This window comes from Clostridioides sp. ZZV14-6009 (assembly GCF_020658095.1).
GTDB lineage: Bacteria > Bacillota > Clostridia > Peptostreptococcales > Peptostreptococcaceae > Clostridioides.
In genome coordinates, this window is record NZ_JAGWDG010000010.1 from 1 (window position 1) to 16,613 (window position 16,613).

General features: G+C 29.0%; 16 protein-coding genes and 2 riboswitches. Of the genes, 15 read left to right on the top strand and 1 reads right to left on the bottom strand.

What is annotated here, in order from left to right; all coding sequences use genetic code 11:
• Positions 1 to 156: 156 nt before the first annotated feature.
• Complete coding sequence (locus tag KGF36_RS12900) at positions 157 to 1,482, bottom strand: hypothetical protein (RefSeq protein WP_227838972.1); 1,326 nt, start codon at positions 1,480 to 1,482, stop codon at positions 157 to 159.
• Positions 1,483 to 1,628: 146 nt separating this feature from the next.
• Between KGF36_RS12900 and KGF36_RS12905 the strand changes: the two genes are divergently transcribed.
• From KGF36_RS12905 to KGF36_RS12975, 15 genes are all read left to right on the top strand, one after another.
• Positions 1,629 to 2,438 (top strand): glucose PTS transporter subunit EIIB, encoded by an 810-nt coding sequence (locus KGF36_RS12905; protein ID WP_227854793.1) that lies wholly within the window; start codon positions 1,629 to 1,631, stop codon positions 2,436 to 2,438.
• A gap of 279 nt (positions 2,439 to 2,717) precedes the next feature.
• A complete protein-coding gene (locus tag KGF36_RS12910) occupies positions 2,718 to 3,452 on the top strand; it encodes an enolase N-terminal-like fold-containing protein (RefSeq protein WP_227830086.1) in 735 nt (244 codons plus the stop codon).
• Between the two features lie 4 nt (positions 3,453 to 3,456).
• On the top strand, positions 3,457 to 4,467 hold the full coding sequence (locus tag KGF36_RS12915) for a FecCD family ABC transporter permease (RefSeq protein WP_413841418.1): 1,011 nt from the start codon (positions 3,457 to 3,459) through the stop codon (positions 4,465 to 4,467).
• 1 nt (position 4,468) lies between these two features.
• The gene (locus KGF36_RS12920) at positions 4,469 to 5,248 is read left to right on the top strand and encodes an ABC transporter ATP-binding protein (RefSeq protein ID WP_227830085.1); all 780 of its coding nucleotides are present in this window, start codon (positions 4,469 to 4,471) and stop codon (positions 5,246 to 5,248) included.
• A gap of 19 nt (positions 5,249 to 5,267) precedes the next feature.
• The gene (locus KGF36_RS12925; RefSeq protein ID WP_227854794.1) at positions 5,268 to 6,356 is read left to right on the top strand and encodes an ABC transporter substrate-binding protein; all 1,089 of its coding nucleotides are present in this window, start codon (positions 5,268 to 5,270) and stop codon (positions 6,354 to 6,356) included.
• Between the two features lie 118 nt (positions 6,357 to 6,474).
• The gene (locus KGF36_RS12930; RefSeq protein WP_227433850.1) at positions 6,475 to 7,170 is read left to right on the top strand and encodes a GTP-binding protein; all 696 of its coding nucleotides are present in this window, start codon (positions 6,475 to 6,477) and stop codon (positions 7,168 to 7,170) included.
• Positions 7,160 to 8,215: an ATP-binding cassette domain-containing protein gene (locus tag KGF36_RS12935; protein ID WP_227830083.1), complete on the top strand. Its 1,056-nt coding sequence runs from the start codon at positions 7,160 to 7,162 to the stop codon at positions 8,213 to 8,215. The genes KGF36_RS12930 and KGF36_RS12935 overlap by 11 nt, the downstream gene beginning before the upstream one ends.
• Positions 8,199 to 8,966, top strand: a complete 768-nt coding sequence (locus tag KGF36_RS12940) for a Rossmann-like domain-containing protein (RefSeq protein ID WP_227830082.1) — start codon at positions 8,199 to 8,201, stop codon at positions 8,964 to 8,966. Before KGF36_RS12935 ends, KGF36_RS12940 begins: the two co-directional genes overlap by 17 nt.
• A gap of 2 nt (positions 8,967 to 8,968) precedes the next feature.
• A complete protein-coding gene (locus KGF36_RS12945) occupies positions 8,969 to 9,667 on the top strand; it encodes a methyltransferase (protein WP_227830081.1) in 699 nt (232 codons plus the stop codon).
• A gap of 209 nt (positions 9,668 to 9,876) precedes the next feature.
• Positions 9,877 to 10,014, top strand: a riboswitch (cobalamin riboswitch).
• A gap of 161 nt (positions 10,015 to 10,175) precedes the next feature.
• On the top strand, positions 10,176 to 11,756 hold the full coding sequence (locus tag KGF36_RS12950; protein ID WP_227842811.1) for an ABC transporter substrate-binding protein: 1,581 nt from the start codon (positions 10,176 to 10,178) through the stop codon (positions 11,754 to 11,756).
• Positions 11,756 to 12,703 (top strand): ABC transporter permease, encoded by a 948-nt coding sequence (locus KGF36_RS20495; protein ID WP_227830079.1) that lies wholly within the window; start codon positions 11,756 to 11,758, stop codon positions 12,701 to 12,703. The genes KGF36_RS12950 and KGF36_RS20495 overlap by 1 nt, the downstream gene beginning before the upstream one ends.
• Before the next feature lies 1 nt (position 12,704).
• Positions 12,705 to 13,541 carry an ABC transporter permease gene (locus tag KGF36_RS12960; RefSeq protein WP_227830078.1) on the top strand — a complete coding sequence of 279 codons (837 nt, stop codon included), beginning with the start codon at positions 12,705 to 12,707 and terminating at the stop codon, positions 13,539 to 13,541.
• A gap of 13 nt (positions 13,542 to 13,554) precedes the next feature.
• Positions 13,555 to 14,505 carry an ABC transporter ATP-binding protein gene (locus tag KGF36_RS12965; RefSeq protein ID WP_227842812.1) on the top strand — a complete coding sequence of 317 codons (951 nt, stop codon included), beginning with the start codon at positions 13,555 to 13,557 and terminating at the stop codon, positions 14,503 to 14,505.
• A complete protein-coding gene (locus KGF36_RS12970) occupies positions 14,489 to 15,253 on the top strand; it encodes an ABC transporter ATP-binding protein (RefSeq protein WP_227850597.1) in 765 nt (254 codons plus the stop codon). The genes KGF36_RS12965 and KGF36_RS12970 overlap by 17 nt, the downstream gene beginning before the upstream one ends.
• A 112-nt stretch (positions 15,254 to 15,365) precedes the next feature.
• On the top strand, positions 15,366 to 16,187 hold the full coding sequence (locus tag KGF36_RS12975) for a class I SAM-dependent methyltransferase (protein ID WP_227830075.1): 822 nt from the start codon (positions 15,366 to 15,368) through the stop codon (positions 16,185 to 16,187).
• Positions 16,188 to 16,306: 119 nt separating this feature from the next.
• Positions 16,307 to 16,486: riboswitch (Lysine riboswitch) on the top strand.
• The last annotated feature ends 127 nt before the right edge of the window (positions 16,487 to 16,613 follow it).

Consider the following 16,613-nt stretch of genomic DNA (forward strand, 5'->3'; position numbering starts at 1 on the left):
TTTGATTTGGATATATTCTAAACTTAAAAGCTTTCATCTGTATCATTTCTTCACCTCCTTTTAATTTATATTACAGGTTTACATCTCCACCATACTTACGTTGAGGATGGAGTATTTCGCCTATCTTTGATAAAATGTTTTTATGTACTCTAGATTTTAATGTTTATTTTCTGATATAAATAATTTGTATACCCTCTCAGGTCTACCTTTTGTTGAGTTTTGTTTTTCGTATAATATAGTAGCATTTCCAGACTTTAGGAGACTACTTAAAAATCTATTGGCAGTTCTTACTGTTACATTTAAACATGAAGATAATTCCTTGGGAGTAACTTCATCTCTTTGTAGAATTTCAGTAACAGATATAATCTTTTGAATAGTAAGAGTAGATAATTTAGAATTTTTGGCAATTGTATTTATGTGTGGAGTTACTTTATTTGAAACAGTAAGTAATTTATCACATAATAAAGGTCCTATTGTCTCATAACTTTCATTAACTAAGAAACTGTAGTTTAAATGATTTATTTTAGATTCCTTATTAGCACTTATGGCGTTAGACATAGCTTGTTTTATATCATTACCAATTCCATACCCAACACATACTTTAAACTCTATACTATTTTCAATAAATTCTTTTATATAACATGTAGTAAAATTTTTGGTTAATGATTTAATAGTGTCGCATTTAGTAAAAATTTTAAAAGAACTACTATTTTTTTCAATTATAAAATCAGTTAATTTGTCTTTTTTTACAGTATTCAATATTTTATAAATTTTATCTATAGTATAATCATCATAGTTTGTATCTTTAGCTGTTATATATATTACACTAGGTTGGTTTACCTTCATTCTATGCAGATGAATGTCCTTTATTAATTCATTAAAAGTACTTTTTAATAAGTTTATGTCAGGATATATAAAATGAAAATTTACTCCTGCATCTTGTAACATAGGAACAATACTACTAAAACGAGTAGTAGAAAAATCAATTTTACCTTCATCCCATAACTTAATATGTTTTTTTGCAATATTTTTTTCAAGTTCTGCTATATCAGATAAACTCATTTTGGATGCATTTTCATTAATACTATACATTAAATCTCCAAAAGTACCATTTGATAAATAATATGATATGTCTTTTGGATTATCTGCCCAGTCCATTAGGTCAAAGTATGCTCTAGAAAAATCTAATGTATTGTATTTAAAAATAAGTTTTAGAAACGTATCATAATAACTTTGTAAATCAGTACCAAAATCAACTAAAGGTTTTTTTATAGTACCAGCTTTTTTTGTAATAGCTTCCTTAGGGATAGGGCCACTAACTGCAAATCCATCAAACTTATCTTCGATTTCTAGATACAAATCTCCAACATGAGAAAAATCTTTATAAATATATATTTCAATTTCTGCATTAATATTTAACCTTTTTATAGAGTTCTCTACAAACTCCTTTAAGAATTCAGTTGTTATGATTGCTATTTTCATAGACTACTTCCTTTTCAATTAGTATAATTATTTCATATTAGGTATTACTTTTTCTAGCTCTGATAAAACAATCTCTCTTTGTATTATTATATATAATAATATCATGACAAAATATTTATTGTCTAACTAATTATAATCTATTCAAAATGAATGATAAATTACAAGTACTTTCTGGAGCAATGATGATTCCTGTTATATTACTTGTTGTAGCAGGGGTATTTATAGGATTAGGGTCAGTTTTTGCAAATGTGGAAAACGTTTTTGTCTTAGGGTTTAATGGAAGTATATTGATACCAGCAATAGTAACAGCCATGTTGGTAGGGGTAACAGAACCAATAGAGTATACATTCTTATTTGTTGCACCATTATTGTACTTTGTAGTATATGTATCGCTAGCAGGATTAACATATGTATTTACAGAAATGTTTAATGTTTCTATAATGGGAGAATCATTTAGACATATGTTTCCTAACTTGTTACAATCTCAAAAAGTGGGTACATTACCTTTATTATTTTTAATACCAATATTCTTTATAGTTACTTATGTAATATTCAAATGGGCAATTAAGAAGTTTGATATAAAGACACCAGGAAGAAGTTCAGAAGAAGTTAAGCTTTATAGTAAGAAAGAATACAGAGAAAGACAATCAGTAGATAATGTTAAAGCAGTAAATAATGGTGCAGTAGAAGATACAGTAGAAGACAAAGATACAGAACTTGTACATTCTATAATAGAAGGTCTAGGAGGAAGTGGTAATATAAAAAATATTACAAACTGTGCAACTAGGCTTAGAGTAGAGTTAAACTCAATAGATGGATTCTATGAAGATGGTTTCTGGGTAAATGATTTAGGTGCAAGTGGAGTAGTTAGAAAGAAAAATTCAGTTCAAGTTATATTTGGGCCAAGAGTTATCACAATAGCAGCAAAAGTTAAAGCTGTATTAGGTGTAGATTAATGAGTATAAAGCCGTGCAAATTAGATTAGTTTGCATGGCTTTTTTAGTTTCAAGAGTATTATAGTTATTTTGAATTTATGGAAAACTTGTGCATAATAGCCATATCTACTAAATAAACTGATGACTTTAAAATAGGACTGTTAAATTAAGAAATACGGAAGTATGAAAAATGAAACATAATAAAACATAACAAAACATAACTAAAATTATAAAAAAATATAAAATATTATAGCTAAATAGTATAAAACATAATATAATTACTTTGAAGGGGGTGACAAAATGTGGGAATTTTATAATAATTTAATAGATAAAGTACCAGAAAACATAAGAGTAAAAGATTTTGTTATAGGTTCAGAGTTTGCTATGGTAATAACAGATTATGGAGCAGGTATTAGTCATTTATTATGTGATAAAAGATTTTCTTTTGAAAACGATATAAAAATAAATATGTCTTTAAAAGATTTATGCACGTCAATTAAGTCTTGGAATTTTATAGAGGCTAGTTTAGGATTAGCAGCAATAAATTCTTATTATAATCAGAATATTTGCAATAAAACATCAAAAGTAGAGAAAATTAATCATCATTTTATTTCCATGATTGATGATTCATCAAAAAAAATAGCAGTAGTAGAGGGAAATCTTAAAAATAAAAATAAAATTAAATTTAGATATGATGTGGATTTTTTCAATAGAAAAATAGAAGAAGGTGATTACAACATATCAGCATATGGATATTTAGTAGAAAACTATGATAGTACATATTTAGGTGGAGACTTAATTATTAATAAACATTTAATAAAAATAGCCAATGATTCACTTAATAAAGAAAGCGTAATTTGTGATATATCGACACCTATATCTTCAGATTTTAAAAAAATAGGTATAAAAAATATAGGTGGATTTGTTGTAGAGGATATAGACAAATGTTTTAATTTAGTAAAAATAAGTGCACCTTATGAGGATATTGAAAAGACAGGTAAAATGATGAAAATAGTAGGGGCAGAAAGGGATTAAATAAGTGAGTAAGAGTGTAAGAAGTAATAAATTAATTATGCTTTGTTTAGTTATTATATTGATTGTATTGATATTAGTATCGTTAGCACTTGGAAAATATCCAGTAGAGCCTCATCAAGTATTTGGAATTTTAGTTTCAAAAATATGCAATATAGATAAGTTTTGGACAGATAGCATGGAAACTATATTTTTAAATGTTAGATTGCCAAGAATAGTACTTGCATGTTTAGTAGGTGGGGCATTGGCAGCTGCAGGAGCATCATATCAATATATTTTTTTAAATCCTATGGCATCACCAGATATACTAGGGGCATCATCTGGAGCAGCATTTGGAGCAGCTTTAGCGCTATTTCTTTATAAAAGCGGTAGAGAGGTTACTGTTAGTGCATTCATTTTTAGTTTAATTACTGTAATTTTAGTTTATTTGATAAGTGAAAGAACAAAGGGAAGTAAAGTGTTAGGCTTAATTTTATCTGGTATTATGGTAAGTTCATTATTTTCTTCAGGTACATCTTTTATAAAACTTGTAGCAGACCCTAATGACCAGTTACCTGCAATTACATATTGGTTGATGGGGAGTTTATCAGGAGCTAAAATATCTGATATAAAATTTGCAATTATTCCTATGCTAATAGGTATAGTACCTCTAATACTTATTAGCTGGCAAATAAACACATTGACTGTAGGAGAAGATGAGGCAAGAACAATGGGGATAAATACAAAGCGTATAAGATTTATTACTATTATATGTGCTACACTTTTAACTTCTGCAAGTGTTGCTGTAAGTGGAATGATAGGTTGGGTTGGTCTTGTAATACCACATTTATCTAGAAGATTAGTTGGAAATAATTTTGTTTATTTATTGCCAACATCAGCTATGTTTGGAGCATCGTTTTTGTTGTTAGTTGATAATGTATCTAGAAATTTATGGACTAGTGAGATACCTATAGGTATATTAACATCATTTATTGGTGTACCATTTTTCATATATCTGATTACGAAAAGGGGGGATTAATATGATTTTAGAAGTTAAAGATCTCAGTTATTTTTATAAAGATCAAAATGTACTTAATCAAATATCCTTTAATGTTGAAGGTAGTCAGTTACTATGTATATTAGGACCTAATGGTGCAGGGAAAAGTACTATGTTTAAGTGTATACTTCAGTTATTAAAAGGATATAAAGGTGAAATATTATTGGATGGAAAAAACTTGAAGGATTATAAAATTAAGAATCTAGCAAGAAAAATAGCTTATATCCCTCAGTCTCATAATCCTGTGTTTAGTTATTCCGTTGTTGAAATGGTATTGATGGGAACAACATCACAAATTTCACCTATGTCTAAACCTACTAAAAAACAAATGGAAATAGTTGAAGAATCTTTAGACAAAATAGGAATTTCCTATTTAAAAGATAGGAGTTTTGTAAATTTAAGTGGAGGAGAAAGACAATTAGTACTTATTGCGAGAGCTTTAGCTCAAAACGCAAAGATACTTATTATGGACGAGCCGACCTCTGATTTAGATTATGGGAATCAAATCAGAGTATTAAATACAGTAAAAGAATTAACGAGGGATGGATATATAATAATTCAGTCAACACATAATCCAGACCAGGCCTTTTTGTATGCAGACAAGGTTTTAGCTTTATACAATCATGAAATATTAGCTTTTGGTGTGCCTAAGTACATAATTAATTCTGGTCTAATTAAAAAATTATATAACGTAGATGTAGAATTAAACAGTTTATATGATGATAAAATCAGAGTCTGCATACCAAAAAGTGTAACTATATAATTTACTTAAGGGGGATAAAATGAAAAAGAAATTATTATCATTGTTATTGGTACTAACTTTAGCAATAACATCTTTAGTTGGATGTACATCATCAAATGATGATGTTAAAGGTGAAAAAGAGGATAAAAACGCATCTAAAACAATAATGTTTACTGATTCAGTAGGTAGAAAGGTTGAGATTCCAGCAAATATTGAAAAAATAGCACCTTCAGGAAGTTTAGCACAAATCGTACTATTTTCAGTGGCACCAGATAAGTTAGTTGGATTATCAGGAGATTGGACAGATGATTCAAAAGACTATGTGGATAAAAAGTATACTAGTCTTCCTGTTTTTGGTCAATTTTATGGTAAGGGAGATTTAAATATGGAAGCCCTTGCAGCAGCAGAACCACAAGTAATTATTGATATAGGTGAGAAGAAAGGTAGCATGAAAGAAGATTTAGATTCTATACAAGAACAAACAGGTATACCAACTATATTTATAGAAGCTACAACTGCTAATATGTCAGAATGCTACACTAAGCTAGGGAAAATTTTAAATGTAGAAGATAATGCAAAAGTATTAGCTGATTACTGTAAAACTACTTATGATACAACTGTAGAAACGATGAATAAAATAGGTGATAAGAATAAAGTAAACCTTGCTTATTGCTTAGGAGATACAGGAACAAATGTAATCGCAGAAGGGTCTTTCCACTCTGAAATTATTAATATACTTGCAAATAATGTTGCAAAGCTTGATGACCCATCAAGTAAAGGCAATGGAAATGAAGTATCATTAGAACAATTATACTTATGGAATCCAGATGTAATAGTGTTTGCACCACAGAGTATATATAGTAAAGTAGGAAGTCAGGCTGAATGGCAAAAAATAAGTGCTATATCTAGTAATAAATACTATGAAGCACCAAGCACTCCATATAATTGGATGGAATTCCCTCCATCTGTAAATAGATATATGGGTATGATTTGGTTATCTGAAATACTTTATCCAGAGCATTTTAATTATGATTTAAAAGAAAAAACAAAAGAATTTTATAAGTTATTTTATCATGTTGATTTAAGTGATGGACAATATAGCAAATTAACTAAAAACGCTATTAAATAGTATATAGATATAAAGTTATTAAATAATGTATAGACATAAAGTTAATAAATAATATATAGACGTAAATTAGAAGAAAGTAGGATTTTACCTACTTTCTTTCATAAAAAGGGGAATTGATATGAAACTAATTACAGTAGCAGGGCCACCATCATCCGGAAAAACATCTGTTATTCTTCATCTAATTAAAGCTATGGAGGCAGAAGAAAATAAGGTTGGAGTAGTAAAGTTTGACTGCCTTACATCTTTTGACCAGATTAGATATGAAGAGAATAATATACCTGTTCAAATTGGACTTTCTGGTAAAATTTGTCCAGACCATTTTTTTATAAGTAATATTGAAGATGCACTTTATTGGTCTAAAAAATTAAACTTAGATATTTTAATTACTGAAAGTGCAGGGCTTTGTAATCGTTGCTCACCATATATAAAAACTATACCAGCAGTTTGTGTAATAGATAATTTATCAGGGATAAATACACCTAGAAAAATAGGACCAATGCTAAAATATGCTGATATTGTTGTAATTACAAAAGGAGATATAGTATCACAAGCAGAAAGGGAGGTATTTTCCTTTAATGTACGTCAAGTAAATTCAAAAGCTAAGATAATATTTATAAATGGAATCACAGGACAAGGAGTGTTTTTACTTAAGAAATATTTAAGTGATATAAAAGAAATAACTACGCTTAGAGAAAAGCAATTACGTTTTACAACACCAGCATCAGTGTGTTCTTACTGTACTGGAGAGACTAGAATTGGAGAATCTTATCAAATGGGAATGATAAAGAAAATGGAGTTTGACTATGAAATATGATAATTATGAAAATTTACTAAACATGTCTATAGAAGAGATAAAAGAAAGCTATTCTATGGCCTTTGATTTTTTCTTAAATTATAATCTAAGTAATATAGATGACTCAATTGCTTTTAATAATTTAATAGAATCTTTAGATGAGGAATTTTATATAACTTTTGGTATAGAAAAAGAAGAATTATATATTAAATTGGTGGAGTTTTTAAAAGAATTTGACCAAGATGAAGAGAGCTTAAATATAGAAAGTATTACTATTAATGGTGGGTACAATAAGCTAAAAGAAAAAGAAGCTATTTCGCTGAAAATAAAGGCTGGAGAAATTATAAGTATTGTTGGACCTACAGGCTCAGGAAAAAGTAGACTGCTAGAGGATATTGAATGTTTAGCCCAGAGAGACACTCCTACTAACAGACAAATATTAATAAATGAAAGTGTTCCAAGTGATGAAACTCGTTTTGTTATGGATGGAAAGTTAGTAGCTCAACTTTCACAAAATATGAATTTTGTAATGGATTTAACAGTAGAAGAATTTTTACAAATGCACTCTAAAAGTCGTTTCTGTAAAAATCAAGATGACATAGTAAAAAAATGCTTTTATTGTGCTAATAAACTAGCTGGAGAAAAATTTGAATTAACCACAAAAATAACTCAATTATCGGGAGGTCAATCAAGAGCTCTTATGATATCGGATACTGCATATATGAGTTCTTCACCGATAGTTTTAATTGATGAAATTGAAAATGCAGGTATAGATAGAAAAGAAGCTCTAAGACTATTATCTAAAAAGGAAAAAATAATTTTGATTTCAACACATGACCCTATATTAGCTTTAAATGCTGATAAAAGAATAGTTATTAAAAATGGTGGAATTTCAAAGGTAATATCTACGACAGATGAAGAAATAGAAAGTATTAAATACATAGAAAGCTTAGATAATATTTTACTAGATATTAGGCACAAGGTTAGAAAAGGTGAAGTCTTAAATAGAAAAGAAATAAAAAGTATTGTACAGGAGGAGGTAACTGGCTTTGTGGGAAATTTATGATGATTTAATAGAAGGAATTCCTAAGGATATAATCGTTGAAGATATAGCTGTTGGGCAACATAATATTTTAGTAAGAAGTAGTGTAGGTAGTGGTATCGGTTTTGTATATAATGAAGATGGGCGTCCTCCAGAGTTCGTAAAATCTTTTAAAGGAAAATCTTTACATGAAATAGCTGGATGTATTAAGTCTTGGAATATCACAGAATCAGGAATTGGCTTAGCTGCAATAAATTCTTATTATAATTCTGTAAAAATTTCAAAAGAAAATAATATAAAGTTAAATGAAAACAATTTTATAGAAGATAGAATTAATGACCCTTTTATTTCATACCAAAATATGATAAGGGGGAAAAAGGTAGCGGTTATAGGTCATTTTCACTATTTAGAACAACTATTTGCACCTGTGTGTGATTTATCCATAATAGAAAGTGAAGATATATATGGTGATTATCCAGAGACTTCAGCACCATATATCTTACCTGAACAGGACTTTGTAGTTATATCTTGTTACACATTAAGTACAAAAACTTTTCCTTGGTATTTAGAATTAAGTAAAAATGCTTATGTGGTATTGGTAGGTCCAGCAACTCCAATGGCACCTATATTATTTAAGTATGGAGTAAATGATTTATCAGGATTTGTAATTAAAGAACATGATAAAGTAATGAGCATAATAAGTGGAAATGAGAGAAACAGTATGTTTTACAGTACAGGTCAGAAAGTAAATTTAAAAGATAGTGGGGAAATTTAAGTATGAGAATGAATTGGAATGATACTACAATAAAATCTTTTGTTGATGCAAGTGAATATACTGGTTTTCACAAGATATTAGCTAAAGAAATAATTCCATACATCAAAGATAGCCAAACTTTTTGTGATGTAGGTTGTGGATTAGGTTTAATAGATATGTATTTAAGCGAAGAACTAAAAGATATAACTTGTATTGATATAAACCAAAATGCTATAAATTACTTAGAAAAATCAATAAAAGACAATAATATAAACAATATTAGATATATGGTCAAAGATTTTAAAGAGATAAATACAAGATTTGATACTATATTAATTTCATTTTTTTCATATGAGAATATAGAATTTTTTACTGAACACTGTGATAGATTAATTGCAATTGTTAATGATAAATCCAAAACTCATATTCCAGTATCTAAGAAAAGAATGGACATGGTAGAAAGACATAGTTCAAAAAATTTAAAATCATTATTAGATGAAAAGAAACTTAAATATGAATTAATACCATTAAGTCTTGAATTTGGACAGACATTTACCTGTAAAGATGATATAGTCAGGTATGCTAAGTCTTATGATGAAGGCGGAGAGTATGAAACTATATACAATCATATTATGAAAAATGTAGTTAAAGGAGATAAAGTAGCTTATTACCTTCCGTATGAAAAAAATATATCTGTTTTTATAATAGACTTTAATAGATAGATAATTGTAAATTTTAATTTAAATATTTATATTTCATAATAAAGCTTAGACACTTAGTTTGTAACATATACAACTAGTAAATATAAATACTAAATTAAAAGTAGTATTTTTATCAGATGAATTACTATATATTTATAATTTTGCATATAGTGCTATATTTTGATTTAAGTTGACAATTTATATAAGATTGCATACAATTAAACTAAGAATTGAATAAACGTATTTAAAGAGTAGGGAAGTTGGTGAAAATCCAACACGAACCCATCACTGTAAGCATGGATAAATTCTACATAGCCAACAGATGTTATTTAGAAAGGCTGAGAAAATGAAATGTAAGTCAGATACCTACATTAAATATTAGTAAATAAATTTAGAGGGGAGCAACTAGATTTATTGTTTTGTATATGGAATTTAGAATTTAAAGTATACATATTAAAATGGGATGTTATAGCATTATTTGCTATAACTTTTTTTATGCTCATATTTCTAAATAAGGGGGAAATGTATCATGAGGAAGATTTCAAAAGGGAAGTTGAGTAGTATAATTTTAGCAGTTATGCTGATGTTATCATTGCTAACAGGGTGTAGTAAACCAGAGGAAAATAATGATGTTAGTAAGATGAATAATGAAAAGGAAGTAGTTTTAGCAGCAGCTAGGGATTTGGCACCAGGTGAACAAGATGCTTATTACACAAGTTCTATACTTTATGTTTGGGAACCGCTAATAGGATTGGGTGATGATGGAAAACCAAAGGCAGAACTTGCAGAAAAGTGGTCAAATTCAGATGATTATAAAGAATGGACATTTACAATAAAGAAGGGTGTAAAATTTCATGATGGTGTAGATTTGAATGCAGATTCAGTAGTAAAAAACTTTGAACGTTATATGAATATGAAAACAAAATCCTCACCTTTTTATTCGTTTGATATAGAAAAGACATATCCTAATTTACTAAGTGTGGATAAAGTTTCTGACTATGAAGTTAAACTTACTTTTAGTAAACCAATATCAACTTTAATATACAACATGGCTAGATTTGGAAGTGCTATGTATAGTCCAGAGTGTTTTGATATAAAAACGGGAGATTTTACTAAATATGCACAAGGAACTGGTCCATTTAAGATAAAAGAAAGAGAAAAAGAACAATTTGTTTTGTTAGAGAGAAATCAAGACTATTATGGAGATAAAAGTAAAGTTAAAAATGTAAGAGTAAATGTAATTAAAGATGCACAAACTCGTTACACAGCACTTAAATCAGAGGAAATTATGGGTGTTATGGATTTAGGGGCTATTACTCCAGAGTTAGCTAGTGAGCTAATAAAGGATGAAAACTTTGAGATTAAAACATCTCCATCAACAATAACTCAATTTGTATCTACAAACGGTACTAGGGCACCATTTAATAATGTTAAGATAAAAGAAGCACTAAGTTTGTTGTTGGATAGAGAAACTATAGTAAATAAATTTTATGGAGGATATGGAACTCCCACTATGAATATATTGAATCAAGGTTCTCCTTTTGCTAAGGAAATTAAACCTGTTTATGATGCAGAAAAAGCAAAAAAAATCATAAAGGATGAGTTAAAAGGGGAAACAAAAGAGTTAGAGTTTATAATACCATCTTATGGTGTAGACCGTTATCCATACAAAACTGTAGCAGAGTATATACAATCTGTATTAAGTGAAGTTGGATTAAACTCTAAAATAACTATACTTGATGGAGCAGCTTTTAAGGAAGCACAAAAAACAGGAAATTATGATATAGCACTTCACACTCAAGGGCTTCCAAATGCAGAACCATTTTCTATATTTGATAGTTATATGAGAAGCACAGGGTCAAGTAATATAGCTTATTCATTGGGCTATAAAAATGAAAGAGCAGATGAATTAATAGGTCAATTAGAAAAAACAATGGACTTAGATGAAAGAAGTAAAATATATAATGAACTTCAAGATATATCAGCAGAACATCCATCAGCTATACCATTATTTGAAGATGTTAACTTAATTGCCTATAATAAAAAAATAACTGGGTACAAACCTACATTATATGGAACTACATTAGCAAATATGGAGTGGAGTAAGTAGTGAAAACACCATTTAAATATTTAATTAGAAGGATATTGATGACTATCCCTATTTTGATAGGAATAACTTTTCTAGGATTTATATTAGGGGTTATAGCACCTGGTGACCCAGCGGTTGAATATTTAAGCATGGATGGTATTTCTGCTCCTACAGATGAAGAAATAGAAAGAGTTAGAGAAGAATTAGGGTTAAATGATAATATTATAGTTCAGTATATTAATTGGACTAAAAAAGCTATGACTGGAGATTTAGGACTTTCCTATATCAAAAAGACATCTATCACAGAAGAGATATTAAGAAGGTTACCAATAACCTTCTCTTTATCTTTAATGGCTATGTTTTTTGTTATAGTGTTATCTATACCACTAGCTATAATCATGGCTTTAAAAAAGGATTCAACGATAGATAAGATTGGCACTTTTGTATCATTGCTTCTGACATCTATTCCAGGGTTTTGGTTAGCTATTATCATGTTAAGTATATTTTGTGAGAATCTTAGATGGCTACCTACAAGTGGGTATGGTACAATTAAACATTTAATAATGCCTGGATTTGTTTTAGCAGCTGGAACTATAGGAACTGTAGCAAGGCTAAATAGAGCAACTTTAATAGAAAGTATAGGACAAAACTATATAACAGTGGCAAAAGCTAAGGGCCTGCCAAATAAAATAGTTATTTTTAAGTATGCTTTTTTAAATTCATTAATGCCTATTGTAACTGTTCTGGGAAATTATTTTGGTGCTATTTTAGGAGGCTCCACAGTGGTTGAGGTTATTTTTAGTATTCCAGGTATGGGAAGCTATGTAATACAAGGAATAATGAGTAGGGATTATCCAGTAGTGCAAGGATATGTGCTATTTACAGGGATTATATTTATAGTGTTTAATTTAATTGTAGATATATGTTACCTATTTCTTAATCCTAAAATGAGGGTTGGAGGTAAATAATATGGATAAATTTAAAGAAATGTTATTTATACATAAACTAGCTTTTTTAGTGCTAATAATTATGATACTTGTTGCAATGTTTGCACCAGAGTTAGCTCCATATGACCCTAATCAAGTACAAATGGAGGATAGGTTAATGGGGATTTCTAGAGAGCATATACTTGGAACAGATACTCTAGGTAGAGATATTCTAAGTAGAATATTATATGGAGCCAGAGTATCCATATCTTTAGCTTTTTTAGCAAGCCTATTAACAATGCTATTTGGTAGTTTTGTAGGTATAATAGCAGGATATTGTGGTGGTATAGTAGATACGATAATCCAGTCTATTGTAAATATATTTCAAGGTCTTCCCAGTCTTAGCTTTATGATTGCTCTTGCTGGAGTTCTTGGACCAGGTATAAAAAGTTTATTAATTGCAATAGTATTTACTTCCTGGGCTGGTTTTTCAAGAGTAGTTAGAGGAGAGGTATTAAAGGTAAAAGAAGAAAAATATGTTGAAGGTGCAAGAGCATTAGGTGCTAGTCATCTTTATATAATTTTGCACTATATAATTCCAAACATATTTGCTCCTTTTATAGTACTATTTACAATAAGGATAGGAAAAAGTGTACTTTCTATGGCATCGTTAAGTTTTTTAGGTCTAGGAATACAACCTCCACAAGCCGATTGGGGTGTTATGATAAATGATGCTAAGACTCATTTTAGAAGCTATCCAAATCTATTATTAGCACCTGGTTTTAGTATATTATTATTGTGTTGCAGTATAAATTTAATTGGAGATGCACTAAGGGATATGTTTGATGAAAAAAGCAACTCTTTAAGCCAATATCTTTAGAAGGAATAAAACTATGAATAGAGATATAAGTATAAAAGGTTTAAAAATTCATTTTAATACTAAAGAAGGAAAAGTAAAAGCTGTAGATGGAGTATCTAGAACCTTTCAAAGTGGTAGAATTACAGGAATTATTGGAGAAACTGGAAGTGGAAAATCGGTGCTAGGACTAGGAATTTTGAACCTTGTATCTAATAATTCAATTGTTTCAGGCAGTGTTTTATATGAAGAAAAAGATTTGCTAAAAATTAAAGAAAAGGAAATTAGAGAAATCAGAGGGAAAAAAATAGCGTTAATCCCCCAAAATCCATCAAGTTCTTTTAATCCAATATTGAAAATAGGAAGTCATATGAATGAACTTTTTTATTATCATGGAAAAGAGAAAAAGAATTCTTGCAAGAGTAAAAGTTTAGAGATATTAAAAAAATTCTTTTTCGCAAATAGTGAGTTGGTTTATAATTCGTATGGATTTCAGCTAAGTGGAGGTATGAGTCAAAGGGCATTGGCAGCTATAGGGACATCATTAAAACCTAACTGGATAATTGCAGATGAACCAACTAAAGGGTTGGATGCAATAATAAGAAAGCAAGTATATGAAGTATTTTATGATTTAAGAAATAATATGGGTGTTAGTATGATACTTATAACTCATGATTTAATGCTGGCTAAAAAGCTTTGTGATGAAGTTGTAGTTATGTATGCAGGTAAAATCATAGAAGAGGGTCCAAAAAATAGTATATTTAATAATCCACTACATCCTTATACAAGAGGTTTAATCGATTCACAGCCAAATGAAAAATTAATACCTATTGAAGGGATAGCACCAAGTTTAACAAACTTACCAAAAGGATGTAGATTTTCTCCAAGATGTAAGGTTGCAAAAAAAACATGTATTGATTATGAACCAAGACTATTTGATGTTAATGGTTCAAAGGTGAGGTGTTTTCTTTATGATAAAAGTTTGTAACCTTTATAAGGAGTTTAAAAGCGGAATAATCAATAAAAAGATAGTCAAGGCGGTAGATGATGTATCATTTGAAATAAAAGAAGGAAAAACATTAGGTCTTGTAGGAGAAAGTGGATGCGGAAAATCAACTTTATCAAGGCTTATTTTAAGACTTATTAAATCTGATGGAGGTAAAATTTATTTTAATGGTAGAGATATCAGTAATTATGATTTTTCTCAAATGAGGGATTTAAGAAAAGAGATGCAGATAATATTTCAACATCCAGATTCTGCCCTAAGCCCTAAAAAAACTATATATGGGAGCCTTGTGGAGCCATTAAAAATTCATAAACTCTACGAAAAGAATAAAGCAAGAGAATACATAATGGAATACTTAAGTTTTGTTGGGCTTAGTGAGGAAATTTTAAATAGATACCCACATCAAGTAAGTGGAGGACAAATACAAAGAGTTGCTTTAGCTAGAGTCCTTTTATTAAATCCTAAATTTATGATATTGGATGAACCTACATCAATGCTAGATGTATCTGTGCAAGCTCAAGTTATACAGGTTTTGAAGAAAGCTCAAAAACAGTTTAATATAACCTATTTATTTATATCTCATGATATAGACTTGGTAAAAGAAGTTAGTGATGAGGTTGCGGTCATGTTAAATGGCAAGATAGTTGAAACTATAGAGGCTAAGGAATTGTATAAAAGTGCAAAGCATGCTTATACTAAAGAGCTTATTGAGAATTTCACTAATTTTTAAAATATAGTAATCAATTGTTTAGTCAATCAATTATTACATTAGTAAGAGTAGTTTTTTGAGTATAGAAAATTACAAATCTTGTCCCTAACACTTTTAGAAAGGAAGATTAAGCATGTGTTATAAAAATATAGATTTTGAGAAAAAATGGCATGAGTATATTGAAAGTAAAGAAGGATATGCAAGAGAAAGAGCTTTTGATGATGAAGCGGAAAGAATATTTTTCAAAAAATTATCTCATAAATATGATGATAATCCAACACTTTATGATTATTCAAAAGAAGTATTTGATTTTATAGATGAGTTAATAGATGAAGGAAAAAATCTTATAGAAATTGGTGCAGGTACTGGAAAATTTACTATACCACTTTCTAAGAAATGTAAAGGTGTAATTGCTAATGATTTTTCAATAGATATGCTTAATGTGCTTGAAGGAAAGATTAGTGAACATAATATAACTAATATAGACACAGTACAAGGGAAATGGGAAGAGATTAATGTTGGGCATAGTGATTATATTTTATCTGTGAATTCTCTTTATCGAATTTGGGATATTAAAGATGCTTTGAGTAAGATGGATAAGTTAGCTAGAGAAAAAGTGATTATAGTGAGAACTATTCAAAAACCATTATTTAATGATTTGTATATGGATTTAGGTGATAAAGATAGAACTTGTCCAGATTATATATATATTCCAAATATACTACATTCTTTAAATATATGTGCAGATATAAAATTTATTGATGTTGAAAATGAAATTGAATTCAATAGTATAGAGGATATACTTTTTAAAATGGAAACAGAATTAAATAAAAAGATTAACATTAGTGATATGTTAGATAAGTATATAGACAATATGATAGAAAAAAGAGAAAACAAATATATTTTTAAACATAAAACTAAAGTTGTAATTATATACTGGAATAGTATAAGTTAGATTTATTAATATTATCAAAGCATAGAAACTCTTCTGAAAATATTTACAATCTCGACACATTATGCTACAATTATTTAGAATAAATAAAATTTAATAAGAATTACCTCATCTAATAAAAAGATTGAGGTAGAGGTCGCATTTACTAAGATTAATATTGAAGAGGTTGGAAGCCAATGAAGCAATATAAAAGGAGTAAGTGCCGAAGTGCTAGTGTCCAAAGCTAGTGCTGGGGCTGTATTTAATAAGTACAGCACTGTCATCAAAATTATCCCGAATTTTGATGGAGAGCTATCTTAACTAAGATAAAGGGAAGGTGTAGGTATATTGTATTTAGCGCATTTAGCTCAACATGTATCCATGTTGAGCTTTTTTACATCTATACAAAATAGGATAGAAAAGGGAAGCAATAATAAAATATTTTAATTT

What these genes read in the sequence shown, in the direction of transcription:
- KGF36_RS12905 (WP_227854793.1), top strand. Translation starts at nt 1,629, where the DNA reads ATGAATGATAAATTACAAGTACTTTCTGGAGCAATGATGATTCCTGTT.
- KGF36_RS12935 (WP_227830083.1), top strand. Translation starts at nt 7,160, where the DNA reads ATGAAATATGATAATTATGAAAATTTACTAAACATGTCTATAGAAGAG.
- KGF36_RS12975 (WP_227830075.1), top strand. Translation starts at nt 15,366, where the DNA reads ATGTGTTATAAAAATATAGATTTTGAGAAAAAATGGCATGAGTATATT.
- KGF36_RS12920 (WP_227830085.1), top strand. Translation starts at nt 4,469, where the DNA reads ATGATTTTAGAAGTTAAAGATCTCAGTTATTTTTATAAAGATCAAAAT.
- KGF36_RS12930 (WP_227433850.1), top strand. Translation starts at nt 6,475, where the DNA reads ATGAAACTAATTACAGTAGCAGGGCCACCATCATCCGGAAAAACATCT.
- KGF36_RS12965 (WP_227842812.1), top strand. Translation starts at nt 13,555, where the DNA reads ATGAATAGAGATATAAGTATAAAAGGTTTAAAAATTCATTTTAATACT.
- KGF36_RS12925 (WP_227854794.1), top strand. Translation starts at nt 5,268, where the DNA reads ATGAAAAAGAAATTATTATCATTGTTATTGGTACTAACTTTAGCAATA.
- KGF36_RS12910 (WP_227830086.1), top strand. Translation starts at nt 2,718, where the DNA reads ATGTGGGAATTTTATAATAATTTAATAGATAAAGTACCAGAAAACATA.
- KGF36_RS12950 (WP_227842811.1), top strand. Translation starts at nt 10,176, where the DNA reads ATGAGGAAGATTTCAAAAGGGAAGTTGAGTAGTATAATTTTAGCAGTT.
- KGF36_RS12960 (WP_227830078.1), top strand. Translation starts at nt 12,705, where the DNA reads ATGGATAAATTTAAAGAAATGTTATTTATACATAAACTAGCTTTTTTA.
- KGF36_RS12945 (WP_227830081.1), top strand. Translation starts at nt 8,969, where the DNA reads ATGAGAATGAATTGGAATGATACTACAATAAAATCTTTTGTTGATGCA.
- KGF36_RS12900 (WP_227838972.1), bottom strand. Translation starts at nt 1,482, where the DNA reads ATGAAAATAGCAATCATAACAACTGAATTCTTAAAGGAGTTTGTAGAG.
- KGF36_RS12970 (WP_227850597.1), top strand. Translation starts at nt 14,489, where the DNA reads ATGATAAAAGTTTGTAACCTTTATAAGGAGTTTAAAAGCGGAATAATC.